The 20,286-nt window shown below is 40.9% G+C and carries 19 protein-coding genes; 10 read left to right on the top strand and 9 right to left on the bottom strand.

Going from position 1 to position 20,286, the window contains the following annotated elements:
- Positions 1-119: 119 nt before the first annotated feature.
- The gene (locus EWV60_RS09860; protein ID WP_002750139.1) at positions 120-326 is read left to right on the top strand and encodes a UPF0223 family protein; all 207 of its coding nucleotides are present in this window, start codon (positions 120-122) and stop codon (positions 324-326) included.
- A gap of 78 nt (positions 327-404) precedes the next feature.
- Here EWV60_RS09860 and EWV60_RS09855 read toward each other — a convergent pair whose 3' ends face one another.
- From EWV60_RS09855 to EWV60_RS09845, 3 genes are all read right to left on the bottom strand, one after another.
- Positions 405-2,564, bottom strand: a complete 2,160-nt coding sequence (locus EWV60_RS09855) for a pentapeptide repeat-containing protein (protein ID WP_287232107.1) — start codon at positions 2,562-2,564, stop codon at positions 405-407.
- A gap of 41 nt (positions 2,565-2,605) precedes the next feature.
- Positions 2,606-3,106, bottom strand: a complete 501-nt coding sequence (locus EWV60_RS09850; RefSeq protein WP_502705820.1) for a hypothetical protein — start codon at positions 3,104-3,106, stop codon at positions 2,606-2,608.
- Between the two features lie 393 nt (positions 3,107-3,499).
- Positions 3,500-3,628 carry a hypothetical protein gene (locus tag EWV60_RS09845; RefSeq protein WP_002739494.1) on the bottom strand — a complete coding sequence of 43 codons (129 nt, stop codon included), beginning with the start codon at positions 3,626-3,628 and terminating at the stop codon, positions 3,500-3,502.
- Between the two features lie 288 nt (positions 3,629-3,916).
- Between EWV60_RS09845 and EWV60_RS09840 the strand changes: the two genes are divergently transcribed.
- The 8 genes from EWV60_RS09840 to EWV60_RS09805 all read left to right on the top strand — a co-directional run bounded on the left by EWV60_RS09840 (position 3,917) and on the right by EWV60_RS09805 (position 9,472).
- Positions 3,917-4,150, top strand: coding sequence for a DUF1830 domain-containing protein (locus EWV60_RS09840; protein ID WP_287232103.1), 234 nt, complete (start codon positions 3,917-3,919; stop codon positions 4,148-4,150).
- Positions 4,151-4,251: 101 nt separating this feature from the next.
- Positions 4,252-4,488, top strand: coding sequence for a hypothetical protein (locus EWV60_RS09835; RefSeq protein WP_287232101.1), 237 nt, complete (start codon positions 4,252-4,254; stop codon positions 4,486-4,488).
- 15 nt (positions 4,489-4,503) lie between these two features.
- The gene (locus tag EWV60_RS09830; protein ID WP_287232099.1) at positions 4,504-4,989 is read left to right on the top strand and encodes a retropepsin-like aspartic protease; all 486 of its coding nucleotides are present in this window, start codon (positions 4,504-4,506) and stop codon (positions 4,987-4,989) included.
- Positions 4,990-5,031: 42 nt separating this feature from the next.
- The gene (locus EWV60_RS09825) at positions 5,032-5,352 is read left to right on the top strand and encodes a hypothetical protein (RefSeq protein ID WP_002793132.1); all 321 of its coding nucleotides are present in this window, start codon (positions 5,032-5,034) and stop codon (positions 5,350-5,352) included.
- Between the two features lie 136 nt (positions 5,353-5,488).
- Positions 5,489-5,929 carry a hypothetical protein gene (locus tag EWV60_RS09820; protein WP_287232097.1) on the top strand — a complete coding sequence of 147 codons (441 nt, stop codon included), beginning with the start codon at positions 5,489-5,491 and terminating at the stop codon, positions 5,927-5,929.
- A gap of 580 nt (positions 5,930-6,509) precedes the next feature.
- Entirely contained in the window at positions 6,510-7,076 is a 567-nt protein-coding gene (locus tag EWV60_RS09815; RefSeq protein WP_159252016.1) for a nicotinate-nucleotide adenylyltransferase, read from the top strand.
- Positions 7,073-7,801 (top strand): NUDIX hydrolase, encoded by a 729-nt coding sequence (locus tag EWV60_RS09810; protein ID WP_002739973.1) that lies wholly within the window; start codon positions 7,073-7,075, stop codon positions 7,799-7,801. Before EWV60_RS09815 ends, EWV60_RS09810 begins: the two co-directional genes overlap by 4 nt.
- Positions 7,802-7,813: 12 nt before the next feature.
- Positions 7,814-9,472 (top strand): NAD+ synthase, encoded by a 1,659-nt coding sequence (locus tag EWV60_RS09805; protein ID WP_287232094.1) that lies wholly within the window; start codon positions 7,814-7,816, stop codon positions 9,470-9,472.
- A 256-nt stretch (positions 9,473-9,728) separates the two neighbouring features.
- Here the strand turns inward: EWV60_RS09805 and ygfZ are convergent, their stop codons facing one another.
- From ygfZ to gap, 3 genes are read right to left on the bottom strand one after another with little or no spacing between them, the layout of a single operon-like run.
- Positions 9,729-10,742, bottom strand: a complete 1,014-nt coding sequence (gene ygfZ, locus EWV60_RS09800; RefSeq protein ID WP_287232093.1) for a CAF17-like 4Fe-4S cluster assembly/insertion protein YgfZ — start codon at positions 10,740-10,742, stop codon at positions 9,729-9,731.
- Positions 10,739-11,107 (bottom strand): hypothetical protein, encoded by a 369-nt coding sequence (locus tag EWV60_RS09795; protein ID WP_149975807.1) that lies wholly within the window; start codon positions 11,105-11,107, stop codon positions 10,739-10,741. The genes ygfZ and EWV60_RS09795 overlap by 4 nt, the downstream gene beginning before the upstream one ends.
- Positions 11,108-11,166: 59 nt before the next feature.
- Positions 11,167-12,201, bottom strand: a complete 1,035-nt coding sequence (gene gap, locus EWV60_RS09790) for a type I glyceraldehyde-3-phosphate dehydrogenase (protein WP_002793129.1) — start codon at positions 12,199-12,201, stop codon at positions 11,167-11,169.
- 536 nt (positions 12,202-12,737) lie between these two features.
- Here gap and EWV60_RS09785 point away from each other — a divergent pair.
- Complete coding sequence (locus EWV60_RS09785; protein ID WP_002739607.1) at positions 12,738-15,158, top strand: phosphoketolase family protein; 2,421 nt, start codon at positions 12,738-12,740, stop codon at positions 15,156-15,158.
- Positions 15,159-15,530: 372 nt separating this feature from the next.
- Here the strand turns inward: EWV60_RS09785 and EWV60_RS09780 are convergent, their stop codons facing one another.
- From EWV60_RS09780 to dnaB, 3 genes are all read right to left on the bottom strand, one after another.
- Positions 15,531-16,847, bottom strand: coding sequence for a family 10 glycosylhydrolase (locus EWV60_RS09780; RefSeq protein WP_287232091.1), 1,317 nt, complete (start codon positions 16,845-16,847; stop codon positions 15,531-15,533).
- A gap of 92 nt (positions 16,848-16,939) precedes the next feature.
- On the bottom strand, positions 16,940-18,517 hold the full coding sequence (locus EWV60_RS09775; protein ID WP_287232090.1) for a glycosyltransferase family 39 protein: 1,578 nt from the start codon (positions 18,515-18,517) through the stop codon (positions 16,940-16,942).
- A 1-nt stretch (position 18,518) separates the two neighbouring features.
- On the bottom strand, positions 18,519-20,276 hold the full coding sequence (gene dnaB, locus EWV60_RS09770; protein WP_271935324.1) for a replicative DNA helicase: 1,758 nt from the start codon (positions 20,274-20,276) through the stop codon (positions 18,519-18,521).
- Positions 20,277-20,286: the final 10 nt, after the last annotated feature.

Below are 20,286 nucleotides of genomic sequence, written 5' to 3'. Positions count from 1 at the left end.
CTGAGGTGAGAGAGAAAAATTTTTTAAGAGCAAACTATCGTTAATTTGATTGTATGTACTATAATTGAGTCGTTAAATTTAAACAAAATACTATACTGTCCTCATCGAGGTTATTGTTTATGAAATCAGAGTATGATCTCGCTAATATGAAAAGTCGTCCTAATCCTTTTGCTCAACAACTCAAGCGGCAGGTCACTTTACCTTTAAGGATTGATGTCATTGATTTCTTTGAAAAAAAAGCAAAAGAAAAAGGAATTTCTTATCAGGAATTAATTGATTTATATCTTCAGGATTGTGTGACAAACGACCGAGAACTCACTTTTTAGCGATCGCTTTTTATGAAAACAAAATAGAAAAAGCGATCGCCTTGTGAGCATCAGTTAATAAAACAATAAAATTCGGGGTCAGGTATTCAGGTTTGCTAATTGTTCCTGAATATTAGCTTCAGTAGAGAGTTTTTCGGATTTTTCCCATAGAGCGTTAAAGATACTTTTATCTGTCTCGACAACTCTTGTTTGATAGGAAATATAACCTGATTCTGTTTGACCATTCATAGTTCTTCTCGCTGTAAAAGAATTTCTTGGAACAGATAAGTTTTCGCTAATCAATAGGTTGGTATCATCCCAACGATAGCCTTCAACATCTTTGGCTTTTTCCTGACAAATCAAAGCAACTTCTATGCCAGAGTTAAGTTGTTCCTGAATCACCTGTAAATGCTTTGGATTCCGAGCTTCAGGAAGAATAAAGACTCGTTGAATAGAAATCTTCCTTTCGATTAGTTCTTTGTTAACTTCCCAGAATTTTTGACCGGGAGGATTATCCCACCAGATGGAATCTGTCATGGAGTGAACAGCCAAGATTCGAGATTGACTTTGAGGATCAATGTGTTTGAGTAGTTGACCAACCTTTTCTAAACGAGATTCGCCGCTAATTTCAATGTTAATTTCAGGCATAATTGTGTTAGCCAAAATTGTGCCATCAAGGAGGGTTAGATTATTTTCATCTAATTTAACATCGGTCAAGTTAGCTCCCGTTAAATTAGCTTTGCTCAAATCGGCATGACTTAAATCGGCTCCCGTTAAATTAGCTTTGCTCAAATTAGCATGACTTAAATCGGCTCCTGTTAAATCAGCATCAGTTAAATTAAACCCCGAAAGATTAGCCTGACTGAAGTTACATCCCATCAATTTTGCATCGGAAAGATTGCCTGGGGTATCCATTAAATTGACTTGGCTGAAATTCAGTCCATGAAAATCTCGTCGGCCAATTTTGTGCAAATATGTCAATTCTTTTGTGCTATGAATATCGGGGTGATATTCCTTGGGTGCATAAACGGCAATCATCGCTTTGACGTAGGCGAAAAAATAAGCCTTGAGAATATTTTCATGGGTGTGGATGGTAATAACTTCTTTACCATCATACTCGACCATCACCTTGACAGTTACGTCTCCTTGTTGACCTTCTTTTAAGTTGGCCAAATAGACAGATTTAAGGTGATGTTTAATTTTAACTAAATGAGCTAGAGCCTCATTAAAAGCAGTAAAAAGTGCATCTACTGAACCTTTTTTAAAGGCCGATTCAGTGTAACGCTCTTGGGTTTTTGTATTACATAGAATAACTGTCGCAGCAGTTAAATTGTTGTTAGCACAAAGAATTTCAAAGTTCTCAATTTTCCAGCCTTGAAAAAGCAAAAGATTATCTTCAAAGAATAAGTTGTGTTGAGGCTCGTTTTCTAAAAGCTGATTGAGTTTTACTTTTTCATTTTCCATGGCAGCTTTACCGAGATTTTTGAGAGTTCTTTCGATAGAAGCTGGCGAGGTATCTTCCCCTAAAGACTGTAAGAATAGGGAAGGGGAACCCACAAAAGGATATCCACTGGCAATGAATTCTCGATCTCTGATGGTGATAATACCTGCTACGCTATACTTTCTGGCAATCTCAACTTGAATTGCCGTTTTTAAGTTAACGTTAGGATATTTTTCTAGGTCAATTTCTTTCAAGTCAACTTGACCGACGTTAATCTTACTCAGAAGTTCAATGATCGAACGATTGGCATATTCTTGAGATTTAAGATTTTTGATATTATGCCAAATTTTGATTAATCCTATTTCGCCAATGTAAGGATTAATTTTCCCCTCTAAAACAAGTCCCATAACCCTAGTAGCTTCCCTGTTAAGAGTCGTCTTATTTCGTAATAAAAACTCTTCAATCAGAGCAGCGTCAATTAAGACTTTTGGAGCTTGAGAATTGTTGTCTTTTAATTGGAATACTTCTAAGTTACCCAGAAAAAAATCAATATTTATACTAGGATGATTAGTCACTTTATGCAAACTAAGCTTGATTTCGTACTGCACAAAATCATCAGATTCGTTTTCGAGATTATTTCTCAAATCCCAAAGTTTTTTAATCACTTGAGGCTCAGGATATTCCCCTAATTTCCTTATGATTTCAGCACGGATATCGCTATCCTGTTCATTGTCTAGTTGAGCTAACAAATCATTAATAATGTCAGCACGGGGAGTGACCGATGTTGGTATCTCGCACAATAACTCTGTGTTTTCCATTTTTAAATCAATCTCCTTGATTGGTGGTCTTCTCATCCGCACTAATTTTGTCTGACAGTAAAAGACTGCTCTGTTTGAGAATTTTCAGCGTAGCGTGTTGGCAAAACTTCCACTGATTCATCGTCATTAATGTCAACAAAATAGCCCTTTTTAAAGAGAATCCTTCTTAGGGAAGTAATTCCCAGACGACCACTTTCATCTAAATCAAGGGAAGGTTTAAGATTGTCTCCTATATATCTGTTGAAATCTCCGTTTAGATTTTTGCCGCTGCTATGATTGAACATTTCAGCCAAATCATCAGCGGAATAAAGCCCTGTAGCCGCCAGATAGAACATAATTTTGTACTTTTGAGATAGGGGTTCGATTTCTGCCAACAAAGCTTCTAGCTTGGGTATATCCAAACCACAGTTTCTTGCCTGCTTTTGGGCATCACACAGTGATGGGGGCATTGACGAGAGCGTCTTCATGGCTGTATTACAGTTTCTTGCCTGCCTTTCGGCATCGGATAGGTTTTGGGGCATTTCGGATAGGTTTTGGGGCATTGACGAGAGCGTCTTCATGGCTGTATTTTCGAGCTAGTTAGCATATTTTGAAATGGAGCACCGACAATTATTGGTTGAATTCTCTTTTGTCTCATGTAATCCTAGTAGCAACATAACTTTCCAGTTGTTGTTGTAATCCACTTTGAAAAAGTATCGGTAACTACAAATACAGCTATGTTGATTACCTTAAGATCGAGGATCCCCCTAACCGAACGAGAATCCCCCTAACCGAACGAGATAGAGTGATAGGACAAAAAAGCTGGATCGAGTGTTGGCGCACTGCCCAGCTTGAATTAAGTAAACGATCTACCTACCGATGGAGATATAGTGAGGGCAAAAAAGCTGGATCGAGTGTTGGCGCACTGCCCAGCTTGAATTCGGTAAACGTTCTACCTATCGCTTCCCGCCTTGATTATCTCCACCCTGACGTTTTGCTAGTTCGTTGATGGTGTAGATAAAAACGTAGTCATAGGGATGAATCTTCCCGACAGCTACGCCGTAAGCAAGGGAGCTTAGGAGCATGACAGTGAGTAAGTTCTTCATATTGATTGACCTCCTGGCTTCTTAAGTCCACACTAAGGTTTTTAAGTCTCCTGGTGGGCTGTTGAGAGGGCTAATCCCGATGATGCGAAGCTAGGAGAGGGCCAGTACCCTTGCGGGTGCTGGCTCTTTACTCATCATTATCATCCCCCCATAGTGGCCCATGAGGGCAGATTGAGTCAAGCTAATAATGTTAGGGATTCCTGACACGAGGAGCAAAACACTACTAGGCAAAAACAAATCCATATTGCTGAAATGGAGAGAAATGTTATGTCGAAGGCAACTGTTAATCAAGCAATTATCAACTGTGTATATGTAAACCGCACAGAAAAAACGGCTATTCTCAAAATTGACTTTATGGGACAATGGCGGGAGCGAGTCGTTGAGGTGGGCGAAGAGTTTTGTTTTAACGCTCCTGAAGGGGGACACTTAGATATTTTTACCTATGAGATGGCTGCGATGATTCTGGAGCATAGAATTCCTTGCCGAGAATTGGCGATATAAGGAAAGGATCGTCTGATTAAGGTCTTGCCAAAATTATTATTTCTTATTAGCTTAAAAATGTTAGGATCTATAGAAATAGAGTAACAAAAACAAACTTGGCCATGAAAGCACTTAGCCACAAAACAGAAGATTTGAGTATAGCCGATGTCTCATCCTATTACCCCGATCAATGGGTGGTCGTAGAGATCACTGGTCGCGACAAATATGGCTGGCCAGAGAAAGGTAAGGTTATTGGGTATTCAGACGATAAAAGTAAGCTGATACAAGAGACTAAACATTTGAAGGGAGACTTATATTTGTTTTATACAGGTCTTGTTGACGGAAGTAAAGTTGCTTAAAGTTGATAATGAGTCTTGGCTATCAACGCTACAGCTTTTATCCTTGCTCCATCATCCTTACTCTACATGGCCGTCATTGTCGTTGAACATACATTTGAGGGAGACCACAATCTTGAGAGATTGTCTATGTGGGTGATTCCAGTCACTGTTGAGTTTAACGACAACCAAAGAACGGTTAATGTCCTACTCGATACGGGGTCACAGGTGACTGTCTTTCATCCAGATTTATTAGACTTTCTAGATTTACCGACATCTCAATCATCTGTTCGGGGAAGTGGTGCAACGGGTAGTTCTCGGTATAGGACTGCTAGGCTTGATAGACTGGAAATAGGTTCTATTTTGTTTAGTGAAACAGAAGTTTTTTTTGGCTCTATTCCAGGAGTATCCTCAAAATACTATATTGATGGGATGTTAGGAGGGGACATTCTCAAAGAATTAAAGGTAATCATTGATTATCCTCAAAAAACTCTTAAACTAGAAAAGCTATTTATTTCGCTTTAACGTGGTTTCCTCTATTATTCATCAAGATTTAGGAAAGATTAAGTGTCTGATAATCTCCAGCCAACTCAAAAACTAAAAATTGTTTCCTTAGAACCTAAAATCGTTTTTGTACAACGAGATGATCTGAGTCGAAATACTGAAAAATCTGGCGAAAGTGAAGATGAGTCCGTGATTTTAGCTCCACTCTTCATCGATCCTGAGCAGGCAATTGATGACTTAAGCCAGTTGATTGATAAAGTTCATGATGAGTTTAATAATGCTTGCAAAAAACGGAATCTCGAATGGGAGGCTGAATTAGAGTTAGGAATGGAGTTTGGAGTCAAATTTACAGCAAAACTTAAAATATCACCGAAAAAAGAATGAACCGCAATTGTGCCTTTGTAGATAACGCCCACCTGTGGGCAATGCCCACCATCTGTTATTATGAGGGGTAGATAGGGTCTTCCTAGAAACTAATCAGGGATTCAAAATACGTTCGCGGTGGTAGGGTTGCTTAAAAATGTTAGAATCCATACAAAAAACACAATCTCCTTTAGCTTTGGCCCCTCCGTTGGCAGCTGCCATTAAACGAGGCGAAGAAGCGAAGAAGCGGTTCCTATCTAAGCAAGGCGGAACCTTAACCAGCGCCGAGATTTGTAGTGTTTTAGCCTGTAGTTCTTTGGAATTAGAAACTATGAGGCTCAATCATCGGGTCTTAGGTTTATCTGTCAACGAGGAATTAGTTTATCCCGCTTGGCAATTTATTGATGGCAAAGTTTTGTCAGGTTTAGACCAAGTGTTAGCCGTTTTAAAAGAAGATGGTGCTTGGACACAAATGCTCTTTCTGCTTACGGGTGATATTCGTTTAGACGGAGCAACCCCGCTAGAAAAACTCCAAAAGGGAGAAATCGATCCAGTGGTTTGGGCCGCTAAGTGCTACGGGAGTCATAGCGCAGCGTAATGGGTTTGCCTCCTTCTGTTTGTGGGTTAGTACGTTTGAGAATTAGTTCACCAATTTTATAAAAAATAATATCTCCTGCAAGAATCAAAAATCTTCAGTAGCAGACAAAAGATAAGAGATAAGGGACTTGCGTAGGAATAATATCCCAGCCAGAAAATCGCTCTGTAGAAGAACCAGACCAGCCAGATGGCACATTATCAAAGCGCAAGTCCCTAACACCTCGAAGGCTCTCCCCCTACTTAGGGTGATCAGCAAACCTGATCGATCGGAGGGCGCAAGCATTGCGCCCCTACAGTAACGGATTTTGTCCACAATGTAGGGGCGAACTGCGTTCGCCCAAAAGGTACATTATCAAAGCGCAAGTCCCTAACTATCCTATTCATAAAACCTAAGATTATGTCGAATTTATCCGGGGTTTTAGATATTTTCACCCGATAGCGGCTCGATAACTTACTTTTGCAGGAGATGACTGATCCTCTTGCCCTATTTTGGTAAAATCAACTATAATGGGGAGAAGTTAATCTTTGCCAAGCTTGAGCAGACTTAAACTAATCCCTCAGTGAGCAAGCAATTGAATCCTATGCTTAAAATTGCCCTTTTTGGAACCAGTGCCGATCCTCCTACTGCCGGTCATCAAGCCATACTAAAATGGTTATCGGAACAGTACGATATTGTTGCGGTTTGGGCTGCCGATAATCCCTTTAAAAATCATCAAACCAGTCTCGAACATCGTCTGAGGATGTTAAATTTGCTCATCCGGGATATTCAACCCTCAAGGGATAATATACAACTGCGACGAGAATTAAGCGATCGACGTAGCTTAATTAGTGTGGAAAAAGCGCAAGCAATTTGGGGAGAACAGGAGGAATATACCCTAGTCATTGGTTCCGATTTAGCCGGACAAATTAGGCACTGGTATCGTAGCCAAGAATTACTAGAAAAAGTCAAAATTCTTGTGATTCCTCGTCCAGGATATCCTATTAACCAAGATGATATTGAACAACTGCAAACATTGGGGGGTGATTGTCTAATTGCCGATGTATTTGCTCCGGCTGTATCCTCAACAGATTATCGAGAAAAAGGCGATAAACAGGCTGTTCCTGCACCGATTAAAGATTATATCGAAGGTCAAAAACTTTACGCATGAAATCGCCAAATACCCTAGCTAATAAATCTCTAGCTGATTTTAAAGTCGGAGTTGATAACGTGATCTTTTCCGTTGATACCCAATTAAACCGGCTGCTAGTGCTTCTGATTAAACGACGGGAAGAACCTTTTAGTAATTACTGGAGTTTACCCGGGACTTTAGTGAGAAATGGGGAATCACTGGAAACGGCAGCCTATCGAATTTTAGCCGAGAAAATTAGCGTCAATAATCTCTATCTGGAACAGTTATATACTTTTGGCAGTCCAGAGGGAGATTCCCCGGCAGCGGCCGAGAGTTTTGGGAAACGTTATCTATCGGTGAGTTACTTCGCTTTAGTGCGGTTTGAAGAAGCAAAGTTAATCACTGAACGGGATTATAATATCACTTGGTATATGATTGATAAAGTGCCAGATTTAGCCTTTAATCACGGTCAAATTTTGGAATATGGCTGGCGAAGATTACGCAATAAAGTAGAATATAGTCCCGTCGCTTTTGAGGTTTTACCAGAATTATTTACTTTAAATGATCTTTATCAATTTTATGAGACAATTTTAGGTAAAAATTTTAGTGATTATTCTAACTTCAGAAATCGGCTATTGAAATTAGGATTTCTCAAGGATATGGGTTTAAAAGTCTCTCGTGGTGCCGGTCGTCCTGCTAGTTTATATCGCTTTGATGAAAAAGCTTTTGCTCCCTTTAAAGAGCAACCGTTAGTTTTTGTTTAAATAGGAAAAAATATGAGAATTGCTATCGCTCAATTAAATCCCATTGTTGGAGATATCGAAGGAAATGCCCAAAGAATTTTAGAGGCTGCTCAAACGGCATTTAATCAGGGAGCAGAATTACTTTTAACTCCGGAATTATCCCTCTGTGGTTATCCTCCCAGAGACTTGTTATTAAATCTGGGTTTTGTGGAGAAAATGTCTCGACAATTGCAATTATTGTCCCAACAATTACCAGAAAAGTTAGCCGTCTTAGTCGGTTTTGTCGAAAAAAATCCCTCGGCAACGGTCAGAGGAGAAAAGCCGTTATTTAATAGCATAGCTTTGCTAAAAAGTCAAGAGATTAAACAAATTTTTACTAAACGTTTATTGCCTACCTACGATGTTTTTGATGAGGATCGTTACTTTGCTTCTGGGAAAGAAAGTCAATATTTTCAACTAACAGAAAATAATGTAAAAATCGGTGTAACTATCTGTGAAGATGTTTGGAATGATGAACAATTTTGGGGTCAGCGTCAATACGCGGTTAATCCCATCGCCGATTTAGCTAATTTGGGAGTGGATTTAATCGTTAATCTTTCCGCTTCTCCCTACAGTGTCGGTAAGCAAAAATTGCGAGAATCTTTATTATCCCATAGTGCCACTAGATATAATTTACCGATAGTTTATGTCAATCAAGTGGGAGGAAATGATGATTTAATTTTTGATGGTGACAGCGTGGCTTTTAACCGACAAGGAGAAGTGATTTATCGCGCTCAGGCATTTACTTCTAGCCTAGAGTTGATCGAGTTTAATCAAGATTTGTTACCTGCGGTTATTCATCCTTTACCTGTCGATGAAGATGAGGAAATTTATCGAGCCTTAGTCTTAGGAGTACGAGATTATGTGCAGAAATGCGGTTTTAAACGGGTAATTTTCGGCTTGAGTGGTGGCATTGATTCCAGTTTAGTTGCCGCTATTGCCAGCGACGCATTGGGTAAAGAAAATGTTCTCGCTGTGATGATGCCTTCTCCCTATAGTTCCGACCATTCCATTAGCGATGCAGTGGCTTTAGTTAATAATTTAGGTATCAAAAGTGAGAAGTTAGCAATTAAAGAAATTATGACCGCTTATGATCAACTTTTAGAGCGGCTTTTCGCTGGTACTGATTTCGGTATTGCTGAAGAAAATCTTCAGTCACGCATTCGCGGTAATTTATTAATGGCTCTCTCTAATAAATTCGGTCATTTACTATTATCCACTGGCAATAAATCAGAAATGGCGGTGGGATATTGCACCCTTTACGGTGATATGAATGGTGGTTTAGCAGTGATTGCTGATGTGCCGAAAACGAGGGTTTATTCCCTCTGTCGCTGGTTAAATCGGCACGGGGAAATTATTCCCCTTAATGTGATTAATAAAGCTCCTAGTGCTGAATTAAAACCCAATCAGAAGGATCAAGATTCTTTACCTCCCTACGAGATTTTAGATGCTATTTTAGCACTATTAATCGATCGCCATCAATCCGCCGAACAAATTATCGCCGCCGGCTTTGAGCCTGAAATTGTGCAGAAAGTGATTAAATTGGTTAAAAATGCCGAATTTAAGCGCAAACAAGCCCCCCCGGGCCTAAAAATTAGCGATCGCGCTTTTGGCACTGGTTGGCGAATGCCTATCGCTAGTCGCTGGGGTTAGGGGGGTTTTTCAGTTATCAGTTATCAGTTATCAGTTATCAGTTATTAGTTATTAGTTATTAGTTATTAGTTATTAGTTAAGTATCTAAGCAAAATTAATTACACATTTCGATAAAGCTTTTGCCTTTTGCCTCCTGCCTTTTGCCTATCCTAACCAATAAATTAATTTTGCACAACTACTTATAAGATGTGAGTTATCAGTTATCATTGATTAGTGATTGGTCACTGATTACTGATTACTGTTTACTGATTACTGTTCACTGAAAGGGGTATTCGTGAGAGAGGAAGGGTAAAGGGATTAATTCTCCTGTTGCCTCGCCGATTTGTACTTTTAAACCCTCTCCTCCCGCTTTTGTTTTCACATAACCCAAGCCAAAATCCTCCAGCACACTGGTGAGTAAACCGACTTTTTGCGCTTCTAAAATAATCGGGGTATTGCTGGGGACGGGTTGGCTGAGTTTTATGCCCCAAAGTCTTTGTTTTACGCCTTTATAGGTGTTGAGACGGGCGATAGTTTCTTGACCAATATAACAGCCCTTATCAAAGACGATCGCTCGCCATAAACCGGCCTCTAAAGGGTTATAGTCTTCGGTTAATTCTCGATCGACTGCCGGTCGGCCCTGATGGATTCTCAGGTATTCCCACACCTGCTCATCTGCGGGAGTAACGCCATTTTTAATTAAATTTTCCCAGAGGGGACCGGCTTCGGCGGCGGCAACGATTAAAGTATATCCGGGTAGGTCTAAGCCGGTGCCGACGGCCACTCTCAGGGGGGGTTCGGAAAGGAGATAATGACTATGCTGCACCCCCGTTAAAATCTGCTCTGGAATGGCGATTTTTTGCAGGTATTGCCCGCTTTTAGCACCGATTAGGGTGAAAATGGCAAAATTATCGGTTAAGTCGCTAATTTCCACTTTATCGAAGGGGAAAATATAGCGATCGATCAATTCCAGTAAAAATTGACGACGTTGGGGAGAAACGAGGATGAGGAGGGAATCATCGCCGGCGTAAACTGTGACAAAATCGAGGGTACGACCGGTAGAGTTAAGGAAAATTGTCTCACAACCCTGACCCGGTTTCAGGCGATCGATCGCGTTACTGGTTTGATTGTGGAGAAAACGCAGTCGGTCCTGGCCTTTTAATTCTAATAAACCCCAATCGGAGCGATCGATTAAAATTGTTTGGGATGCTAAACTTTGGGGATCATTGCTGTAATCTTTGAGAAAATTAGCGGCATACTCTGCCTTGATCGTTTCTAAATCTGCTTTCATTGGGGTAAATTAGCGAATAATTGCTTAATAATGCGCTCGGTTTTCGTTTCCAAACTCTGCCAATCCAGTTCACCGGTGGGATCGAGGAGGCTGGTATCGATGGTGACGCTCTCTCCCTCATCGGTGGGATAATCGAGAAAACAGACTTGAAAACAAAGTTCCCAAATATTTACAGTAACGGAGCGATCGAGATAAGTCAAACAGAGCAGATAACTGGGATAGGGATCTTGAATTTCTGTATAAGTTCCTTTCCAGAGGGAATTTTCTAACTGTTTACGCAGATTATCCAGCACCCGAATAAATGCCGGCTGCATTAATAATTGTGCCTGTTCCCAAGCGATAATATCTTTAAATTTTGGATTCATCTTATCAGTTATCAGTTATCAGTTATCAGTTTACTGTTTACTGATAACTGATAACTGATTTAGGCTGTTACTAGGGTTGCTTCCTTAGCTGCCATCATTTTCATTAGGTCTAACATCCGGCAGGAGTAACCCCATTCGTTATCGTACCAAGAGACGACCTTAAAGAAATTGGCATTAAGTTGAATGCCAGCTTTAGCATCAAAGATACTGGAACGGGGGTCAGTGATAAAGTCACTCGATACCACTTCCTCATCGGTATAACCGAGGATACCTTTCATCGGTCCTTCGCTGGCGGCTTTCATAGCGGCGCAGATTTCCTCGTAACTGGTGGCTTTTTCGGTTTTAAAGGTTAAATCCACCGCCGAAACGTTGGGAGTTGGTACACGGAAGGCCATACCGGTTAATTTGCCTTTTAGGGAAGGAATAACTAGGGTTACTGCTTTGGCTGCTCCCGTGGAGGAGGGGATAATATTTTGACCAGCGCCGCGACCACCGCGCCAATCTTTTTTCGATGGACCATCCACGGTGGGTTGAGTGGCGGTCATCGAGTGTACCGTGGTCATTAATCCTTCCGCTAGTCCGAAGTTATCGTTAATAACTTTGGTGATCGGGGCTAAACAATTGGTGGTACAACTAGCGTTAGAGACGATCAGATCCTTAGCGGGATCGTACTCATTGTCGTTAACGCCCAGTACAATAGTACGAATCTTGTCGGGATCTTTGGTGGGTGCGGAGATAACTACCCGTTTGGCCCCGGCTTCTAGGTGTTTTCCTGCTCCTTCGGCGGTGGTAAATAAACCGGTGGACTCGACCACATAATCGGCCCCGGTTGCACCCCAGGGTAGTTGAGCGGGGTCTTTAATCGAGTAACAGGGGATAAACTTACCATCCACGACGATGCCATCTTCTTTCGCTTCTACCGTACCCTGAAAACGTCCGTGGGTGGAGTCGTATTTGAGCAGATAGGCAATATTATCGGGGGGGACGAGATCATTGATACCAACAAACTCGAAATCAGGATTTTGGATACCCGCCCTAAAAACGAGGCGACCGATACGACCAAATCCGTTGATAGCGACTCTTACTTTTGTCATGAAAAAAACTCCTTTGCAGCTGCGATAAGCTTAGGCACGATCAAGAAACAATAATTTGAGAATTGATTGGCCTCTAGAGAATCACTATATATGCTAATCAGCTTTTGTTGCTCGCTAGATGAAGTATAGAAAGATTTTAAGTTTCAGTGCTTCAAAAGCTATCCTAGTAGTCCTCACCACTGGCATCGAGAAGGCCTAATTAGGCTCTTCCCGACAAACTAGGGTGTAACCCTATAGTATTTTGGGAAAAGCTGACATTAAAAAATAATTAAAATTTTTCTGAGAATTATTGTTACCTAAGTTAAGAAGATATTAATTTTCCTTTAAAAGCGATTTAAAAACGCCGCCCGACTGACATAAATTCCCCTGGCCGGATTGGCAAAATATAGCTTATTTTAATAGTTTTTTACGCTCCGAAAGGTTAGACTCTTGATTACAGTTTGAAAACTGACCGAGGGTTAACCCTCTCGATAATCTGGAGAAATTGTCTATCAACTCTCTTAATCTCATCCTTCATAGATATCGGAGAAATATTCATGGTATCCGCACCAGAAAGACCCTTAACAGAGCAAAATCCCCTTTCTCAAGACGAACTCTATAAAACCCATGCCTATTGGCGCGCTTGTAACTATTTAGCTGTAGGTATGATTTATCTGCGCGATAATCCCCTGCTCAAAGAACATCTTAAACCCGAACACGTTAAGTATCGCTTACTTGGTCACTGGGGAGCGAGTCCGGCCTTAAGTTTTACCTACGTTCACCTCAACCGTTTAATCAAAAAATACGACCTCGATATGATTTTTATGGCCGGTCCCGGCCATGGGGCGCCGGGGGTACTCGGTCCGGTTTATCTAGAAGGAACCTATTCGGAAATTTACCCCGATAAAAGTGAAGACGAGGAAGGATTACAAAAATTCTTTAAACAATTTTCTTTTCCCGGTCACATCGGTAGTCACGTCACCCCCGAAACCCCCGGTTCTATCCATGAGGGCGGCGAACTGGGTTATAGTGTTTCCCATGCCTACGGTTCTGTTTTTGACAATCCCGACCTAATTACGGCCGTGGTGGTGGGTGATGGGGAAGCAGAAACCGGCCCCCTTGCCACCGCATGGCACTCGAATAAATTCCTTAACCCGATTCGCGATGGTGCGGTACTGCCAATTTTAAACTTAAACGGTTATAAAATCGCTAATCCCACCATTCTCTCCCGTATTTCGACCCACGAGTTAGAAAGTCTCTTTGTCGGTTACGGTTACACTCCCTACATCGTCGAATGTAAGGAGGATGAAGACCTCATGCACTGCCATCAAAAAATGGCCGCTACCCTAGAACACTGTATCAATCAGATTCGCTCCTATCAACAGGAAGCTCGCAGCACAGGAGTGGCTAAACGTTACCCCTGGCCGATGATTATCCTCCGGTCTCCCAAGGGTTGGACGGGTCCGAAAAAGGTTGATGGTCATAAAGTAGAAGGATTCTGGCGCGCTCACCAAGTCCCCATGGGTGCCATGCACGAAAACCCGGACCACTTGAGAAAATTAGAGGAGTGGATGAAAAGCTATAACCCGGAGGAATTATTTGACTATGCCACGGGTCAATTTAAGCCGGAATTTAAAGAACTCGCTCCTATTGGTCATCGTCGCATGAGTGCTAATCCGCACGCTAATGGCGGATTGCTGCGTAAAGACCTAAAAATGCCCGATTTTCGTCAATATGCCGTAGATGTCACCCACCCGGGCCAAGTGGAAGCGGAAAACACGGGAGTGATGGGGGTATTTTTGCGGGATGTAATGCGAAATAATATGACTAATTTTCGCGTTTTTGGTCCCGATGAAACTGCTTCTAATCGTTTAGCGGCTCTCTATGAAGTGACTAAAAAAGCTTGGTTAGCTGATACCTATCCGGAGGATTTAGATGGTAGCCAATTATCTGCCGATGGTCGGGTGATGGAGATGCTGAGTGAACATACTTTAGTCGGTTGGTTAGAGGGTTATTTATTATCCGGTCGTCACGGTTTATTTCACTCCTACGAGGCTTTTGCCCACGTTATCGATTCCATGTTCAACCAACACGCTAAATGGCTCGATATCTGCAAAAATCATGTGCCTTGGCGTGCTTCTGTTTCCTCTTGGAATCTGTTATTATCCTCGGTGGTTTGGCGGCAGGATCACAATGGTTTTAGTCACCAAGACCCCGGTTTTATCGATTTAGTAACCAATAAAAGTGCCGACGTGGTGCGGGTTTATCTTCCCCCCGATGGGAATTGTTTATTAAGTGTGACTAATCACTGCCTCAAGAGCAAGGATTACACTAATATTATCGTTGCTGATAAACAGAAACACCTGCAATACTTGACCATTGAAGAAGCAATTAAACACTGCACTAAAGGTATCGGTATTTGGGATTGGGCAAGTAACGATGATGACGGAACAAATCCCGATGAACCAGATGTAATTATGGCTTGCTGTGGGGATATTATCACTAAAGAATCTTTAGCGGCCACGGCAATTCTGCGGGAGGAATTCCCTTACTTAAAAGTTCGCTTTATCAATGTGGTTGATCTGTTTAAATTACAGTCGGAAAGTGAACACCCTCATGGTTTATCGGAACGGGATTTTGATAGTTTATTTACCACTGATAAGCCAATTATCTTTAATTTCCACGGTTATCCTTGGCTGATTCATAAACTTACCTACCGTCGCAGTAATCAGGAACGTATTCATGTGCGCGGTTACAAGGAAGAAGGGAATATTAATACTCCCCTAGAATTAGCGATTCGTAACCAAGTTGATCGTTTTCATCTAGTAATTGATGTGATTGATCGCGTGCCAAAATTAGGTTCTGCTGCCGGTCATGTGAAAGAACGAATGAAAAATGCCATTATCGATAATCTCGATTATGCTTTTACCAATGGCATCGATAAGGACGAGATTACTAACTGGAAATGGCCCTATTAATTAGGCTAGAAAGTGGTTTAGGTGATGATAATTTATTAGTTTATCGATAAATTTCATCTTCCTATTCCACCTAAATAAAATATTATTTGAGTTTAATTATGGTGCAATTAATAGAGTTTGTATATAGCGGTTTTCACAGAAGTGAGTCCCGATTGAAACACTGAAATGCCTATCTATCAAGGGATTTACCATAGCAATTCAGTTTGAGATGTCAATACGGAGAATGAGTAAGTCTAACTCATACCAATTCTCCAAAATCTGACTAAAAAAATTTTCATCCCCCCAGCATCTCCATCCCTGTTAAAAAAAAGGGAAAAAGGGGGACTTAAATTCGATGATTTGATCTGTAATTTCTCTGGGCAAAAATTGCTATTAACTACCTGGAGGGGGAATTACAGGAATTTCGATACCGTCCGGCGCTAAGGGGGGAGGTGTGGGGGTTAGTTCTGGCTGATAAACAGGTTCAGGCGTACTAACTAAGGGGAGATTGTCCACCACGGGAAGACGGGGAGTAATGGGTTGCGAAAACATTGCTTGAATTGCCGCTTTTCTGGTTTCTGGAGGTTCCAAAGCTTGCTGCCAGAGACTTTCATAAAAGAAGAAAATCACCCCTAAACCCCGTTGACGAGCAGCCAATACCTTTTCTTCAATCAAGGGTAGGGCAATCGGTCGATTGCGTAAACCGGTTAAAACCCCCACACCTGTGGGGATAGTTTGCTGGGTTTCTTGAATTTCGGGACGCTCTAATTGTTTGAGAAAACTGGGCAGATCGGGACGATAAACCTGTACGATTAACTCATCGACTAATCCTTGCCGCACCCAAGCGAGCCAATCCTGTAAATGACCATTATAGGCGAATTCGTAGGGATTAGGGGCGATCGAAAGCAGTATATTCGGTTTAATTGCCTCAATTGATTCTTTGAGATTAGCCAGAAAAGCGGTGATTTTATCGGCCCGCCATTTTGTCCATTCGGGATCCCGGGGGTTAGCCGGAGGTGTTTTTTCCGTTTCCTGTTGATAAAGGGCGATAGTATAGGGATCATAGCCGAATTCATTCGGTAAACTCAGATGATCGTCGAATTGGATGCCGTTAATATCGTATTGTCCCACCACTTCCAAGACTAACTCCCGCAGAAAATTCTGCACCTCGGGACGGAAAGGATTCAACCACACCACCTCACCGGCTGCCCCCACCCAAGTGGTCCCCCCGTCGCGTTTTTGAGTTAACCAGTTCTGATGTTTTAAGGCTAATTCTGAGGTGGGAGGGGCCATAAATCCGAATTCAAACCAAGGAATGACCAATAATCCCCTGCCACGGGTTTGTTCCACCAATTCTGCCAAGATATCTTGTCCCTGCGCTCCCGTAGGCACAAAAGGCTGTATTCCTTCCCGTTTCGCGATCGCGCTAGGATAGAGAGCATAACCGGAATTCCAGACCACGGGATAGATAGCATTAAAATTAAGATTAACTAATTGCTCGATCGCCTGTTGTCGTTTATCCCTGTCCATCAGCATCGCAGTATCGTTGGTGGTAATCCAAACACCGCGAATATCGGTATCCCGACTTTGAGAGAAAGCGGTAGAAAAATAGCCTAAGAATACGACTATCAGAAAAGATGCTAAGAATAGTAGTATAGGGAACTTTTTAAGAATTTGCCGCCAAACGTTAGTCGGAATTAGAAAAGTCATTTCTTTAGGGTGAAGATTAACGGTTTTAACTGGTTATAATAACAGCTTTGCTCAACTCTTTGAGGCTAGATTGACCCAAAATATATATTTACCTATTTCTTCACTCGCGACAATTGACCTTGAGGATAGAAATAATCAAGACGAATATCGAATTGATCTATGGCCACTAATAACCGATTGGAAGGACGAAAAAGAAATAAGTTGGCCTGGGGAATTTCTAGAACTTCTTTTAACTTATCGGTATCGGGGTTAGTGGTAGTCAGGAAGTATTGTACATCAGCATTAAGACGATAATTAAGGGAAAGCAAATCACCTAAGTTAGTCCAGTCATTACCTTCGTCGCTGATAATAATGGCATTGGGTACAGCATTAATTTTTCTGGCAACTTCGCCATTCCAATAACTAGGAACTTTTGCCCAACTGGTTTCGGAAAGAGCATTATTAAAGTTCGATATTATACTAGCAGTTAACAAAAAAGTCAAGATAATTTTACCTAAAAATTTACCTTGATTAAGCAATTGTGACAAGAAAAAAGCCACAGTTATATAGATAGTGGGAAAGGAGGCAATTAGATAACGGGTGACAGTTGATCTAGTGGTGGTCAAAATTAGATCGGGAATGACTAAAGCTAGGAAAGGTACTAGGGTTGAGGTAATCAGAAAAGTAAAAACTATCGGGTTATTGTAGCGATAAACTCGCTCAAAAGCATAGATAATTAAGATTAAAAAAATCATTCTATATATATAGGTGAAGATGTTATTAAAACCAAAATCGCTATCGCTAAATAGAGAAGTAAAAGTTAAGAGCCATAATTTACCGAACAATCCCCAATCGAGATAGTTAACGGCAGCCCAACTGGTGGAGTTAAAGGCTCTTTGAGAGTTAGTTAAAAAAACCTGTAACCAGGGTATATATAAAATTATCATTGTTAACCCAGATAACAGGAAAAATATCAAGTTATTTTTTCGCTCTGGTTTCATAACAAGATACCAAATTATCAAGGCTGCTTGAGCAAATAAGTTGAGAATAAAAAAGAGATGGGTGTAGAGTCCGAGAGTATTAGATAAGGTGTATAAAGACCAATTAACAAGAGTTCTTTTTTTGAGACATTTTAACAGCATCAATTGACTGATTATCGTTAACAAAACTAAAAGACTATACTGACGGGACATTTGAGCAAATATTATATCAACTGGGGACAGTGCCAATAAAATTACTGCTAAAATTGCCGTTAACTTTGATGTAAATAATTCTAGGGATAGATAGTAAATAAATGGCAGGGAGAGAAGACTAAAAACAATCGCTAAACTGCGGGAAGAAACGGGAGAAAAACCGAATATTTTTTCCCAGTAGCGAGAGATAATAAAGTATAAAGGTGGGTGTTGAGGGTCTTCTTTAGCGAGAGATTGAATCGTATCAAAAACATTGCTTTCGGGTTTCAGTTGTTGAAATTTTCCTAATTCTGTGGTAGATAAAAGACGGTTTTGAAAGATAGTATCAGCGATTTCCTTTGCTTGATAACCAGTGGTTCTAATGGTGGTGTAGGATTCATCATGCCAATAGATTTTTTTATCGATATTTGCGAAACGAAAAACCACACCGAGAGTTAGGATAATTGCCAAAAGTATTAAGAGCCAATTGGGAGTTTTATAATTAATATTTGCTTTCATTTTAATAATTAGAGCGACTTTGTTTAAGATTGAGAAACTTGGTAAATTCTGGTTGAAAAAGTAGCTTAATTGTGCCGGTGGGACCGTTACGGTGTTTAGTAATAATTACTTCGGCCACACCTCGATCGGGACTATCGGGGTTATAATATTCATCTCGGTATAACATCATAATTAAATCCGCATCCTGTTCGATACTATTATGGACGATGATATTATTGGCAATAAAGTTATGCAATTTATCTACTGTTAAATCATACACTTCTGTCTCTCCATCCGCTTGAATTGCCATAACTTCATCCCAATTAAAAGTTAGGTCTGAATTACTCAGAGAGCGAGGTAAAGCGATATAATTACCAATATTTAATTCATCTAATCTTTGCCAACCGTGGACAGTCAAAAACTTATGATTGGCTGTAGCTCTAATCGTGCGACCTAAACGAGTTGTTAATCGAAAAACTGGCTTAAATCCTGTGGAAAAGACCTTAGTTACCAGTGCTTTTTCTAATTTCATTGTTTCCTCATTAAGAGCAAAAACCGTAAAATTAGAGCAATTCACTAACTCACAAATTGGCACTTTAGCACGAGGATCGGCTAACTCAACTAAACTATCACCCGCTAAACATCCCGACTCGCGTAAATCGGACATCATCGGTCTTTTATTATTGCGAGATTCCACAGCGCGACTTAACTGAGAAAGAGCAATTACTGGAGCATGAATTTCTCTGGCTAAACCCTTAAGACTGCGGGTGATTTTAGAAATTTCCTGAACGCGATTATCACCTCCACCTTCCATTAATTGCAGATAATCGATTAAAACTAATCCCATTTGTCCTTTTTTTTCTGCCTGTAAACGCCGCACTTGGGAACGCATTTGAATCACACTTAAATTGGCACTGTCATCGATATATATGGGCAAATTTAATAACTTTTCTAGTCCCCCAAGAACCTTCTCTAAATCATTTTGTCCCAAACGGCCCGATCGAATCCGATTACTTTCGATTTTAGCCTCATTCGATAACAAACGTTGGGCTAATTGTTCCTTAGACATCTCCAAACTAAAGACAGCCACGGGTAAATTCTGTTGAGCGATATTATAGGCAATATTAAGAGCAAAAGAAGTTTTTCCCATGGAAGGCCTACCCGCGATAATAACTAAATCCGAGGGTTGTAAACCACTGGTCATCGCATCGAGATCATAAAATTGAGTTTCGATACCAGGTAGGGTGGTTGTCTCCTGCATCTTCTCAATTTCGTTAAAAGTTTCGATTAAAGTATCCCCCAGAAAAATTAAACCCTCCTGGGGTCGTTTTTGGGTGAGACGAAAAATCTTTTGTTCCGATTCATCGAAAACATTTTCTAATTCTAGCGTCGTATCCCTGGCTAACTCGATAATTTCTCCCCCGGTGGAAATTAACTGACGACGCATATATTTATCCATCACTAATTCAGCATAGCGATCGATGTTGGCAGCCGAGACAGTGCGCTCAATTAATTGTAACAATCGCGGCATTCCCCCGATTTCTTCCAGCAGATGATTATCCTGTAACCAACTGCTAACCGTCATTAAATCCGTCGGTTTTCCCTTCCCTTGTAAAGCAAGCGCCGCACGATAAATATCTTGATGGGTTTTTACATAGAAAGCTTCTGGAATTAAAAAATCACTGATTCTACCTAACGCTTTTGGATCTAGTAAAATACCACCTAAGATAGATTCTTCCGCTTCAATATTTTGGGGGGGGAGGGATTGATCGCTAATCATTGTCAATGCT

The sequence above is a fragment of the Microcystis sp. Msp_OC_L_20101000_S702 genome, from assembly GCF_007095705.1.
Lineage (GTDB): Bacteria > Cyanobacteriota > Cyanobacteriia > Cyanobacteriales > Microcystaceae > Microcystis > Microcystis ichthyoblabe_A.
The sequence above is the reverse complement of the archived record's forward strand: the minus strand, read 5'-3'. Positions and strand labels throughout refer to the sequence as shown.

Bases quoted from the DNA above. Each gene is read 5' to 3' on its own strand.
- EWV60_RS09850 (WP_502705820.1), bottom strand. From the start codon at position 3,106: ATGCCCCAAAACCTATCCGAAATGCCCCAAAACCTATCCGATGCCGAA.
- gap (WP_002793129.1), bottom strand. From the start codon at position 12,201: ATGACAAAAGTAAGAGTCGCTATCAACGGATTTGGTCGTATCGGTCGC.
- dnaB (WP_271935324.1), bottom strand. From the start codon at position 20,276: ATGATTAGCGATCAATCCCTCCCCCCCCAAAATATTGAAGCGGAAGAA.
- EWV60_RS09810 (WP_002739973.1), top strand. From the start codon at position 7,073: ATGAAATCGCCAAATACCCTAGCTAATAAATCTCTAGCTGATTTTAAA.
- ygfZ (WP_287232093.1), bottom strand. From the start codon at position 10,742: ATGAAAGCAGATTTAGAAACGATCAAGGCAGAGTATGCCGCTAATTTT.
- EWV60_RS09775 (WP_287232090.1), bottom strand. From the start codon at position 18,517: ATGAAAGCAAATATTAATTATAAAACTCCCAATTGGCTCTTAATACTT.
- EWV60_RS09795 (WP_149975807.1), bottom strand. From the start codon at position 11,107: ATGAATCCAAAATTTAAAGATATTATCGCTTGGGAACAGGCACAATTA.
- EWV60_RS09835 (WP_287232101.1), top strand. From the start codon at position 4,252: ATGAAAGCACTTAGCCACAAAACAGAAGATTTGAGTATAGCCGATGTC.
- EWV60_RS09840 (WP_287232103.1), top strand. From the start codon at position 3,917: ATGTCGAAGGCAACTGTTAATCAAGCAATTATCAACTGTGTATATGTA.
- EWV60_RS09820 (WP_287232097.1), top strand. From the start codon at position 5,489: ATGTTAGAATCCATACAAAAAACACAATCTCCTTTAGCTTTGGCCCCT.
- EWV60_RS09815 (WP_159252016.1), top strand. From the start codon at position 6,510: ATGCTTAAAATTGCCCTTTTTGGAACCAGTGCCGATCCTCCTACTGCC.
- EWV60_RS09785 (WP_002739607.1), top strand. From the start codon at position 12,738: ATGGTATCCGCACCAGAAAGACCCTTAACAGAGCAAAATCCCCTTTCT.
- EWV60_RS09855 (WP_287232107.1), bottom strand. From the start codon at position 2,564: ATGGAAAACACAGAGTTATTGTGCGAGATACCAACATCGGTCACTCCC.
- EWV60_RS09860 (WP_002750139.1), top strand. From the start codon at position 120: ATGAAATCAGAGTATGATCTCGCTAATATGAAAAGTCGTCCTAATCCT.
- EWV60_RS09845 (WP_002739494.1), bottom strand. From the start codon at position 3,628: ATGCTCCTAAGCTCCCTTGCTTACGGCGTAGCTGTCGGGAAGATTCAT.
- EWV60_RS09780 (WP_287232091.1), bottom strand. From the start codon at position 16,847: ATGACTTTTCTAATTCCGACTAACGTTTGGCGGCAAATTCTTAAAAAG.
- EWV60_RS09805 (WP_287232094.1), top strand. From the start codon at position 7,814: ATGAGAATTGCTATCGCTCAATTAAATCCCATTGTTGGAGATATCGAA.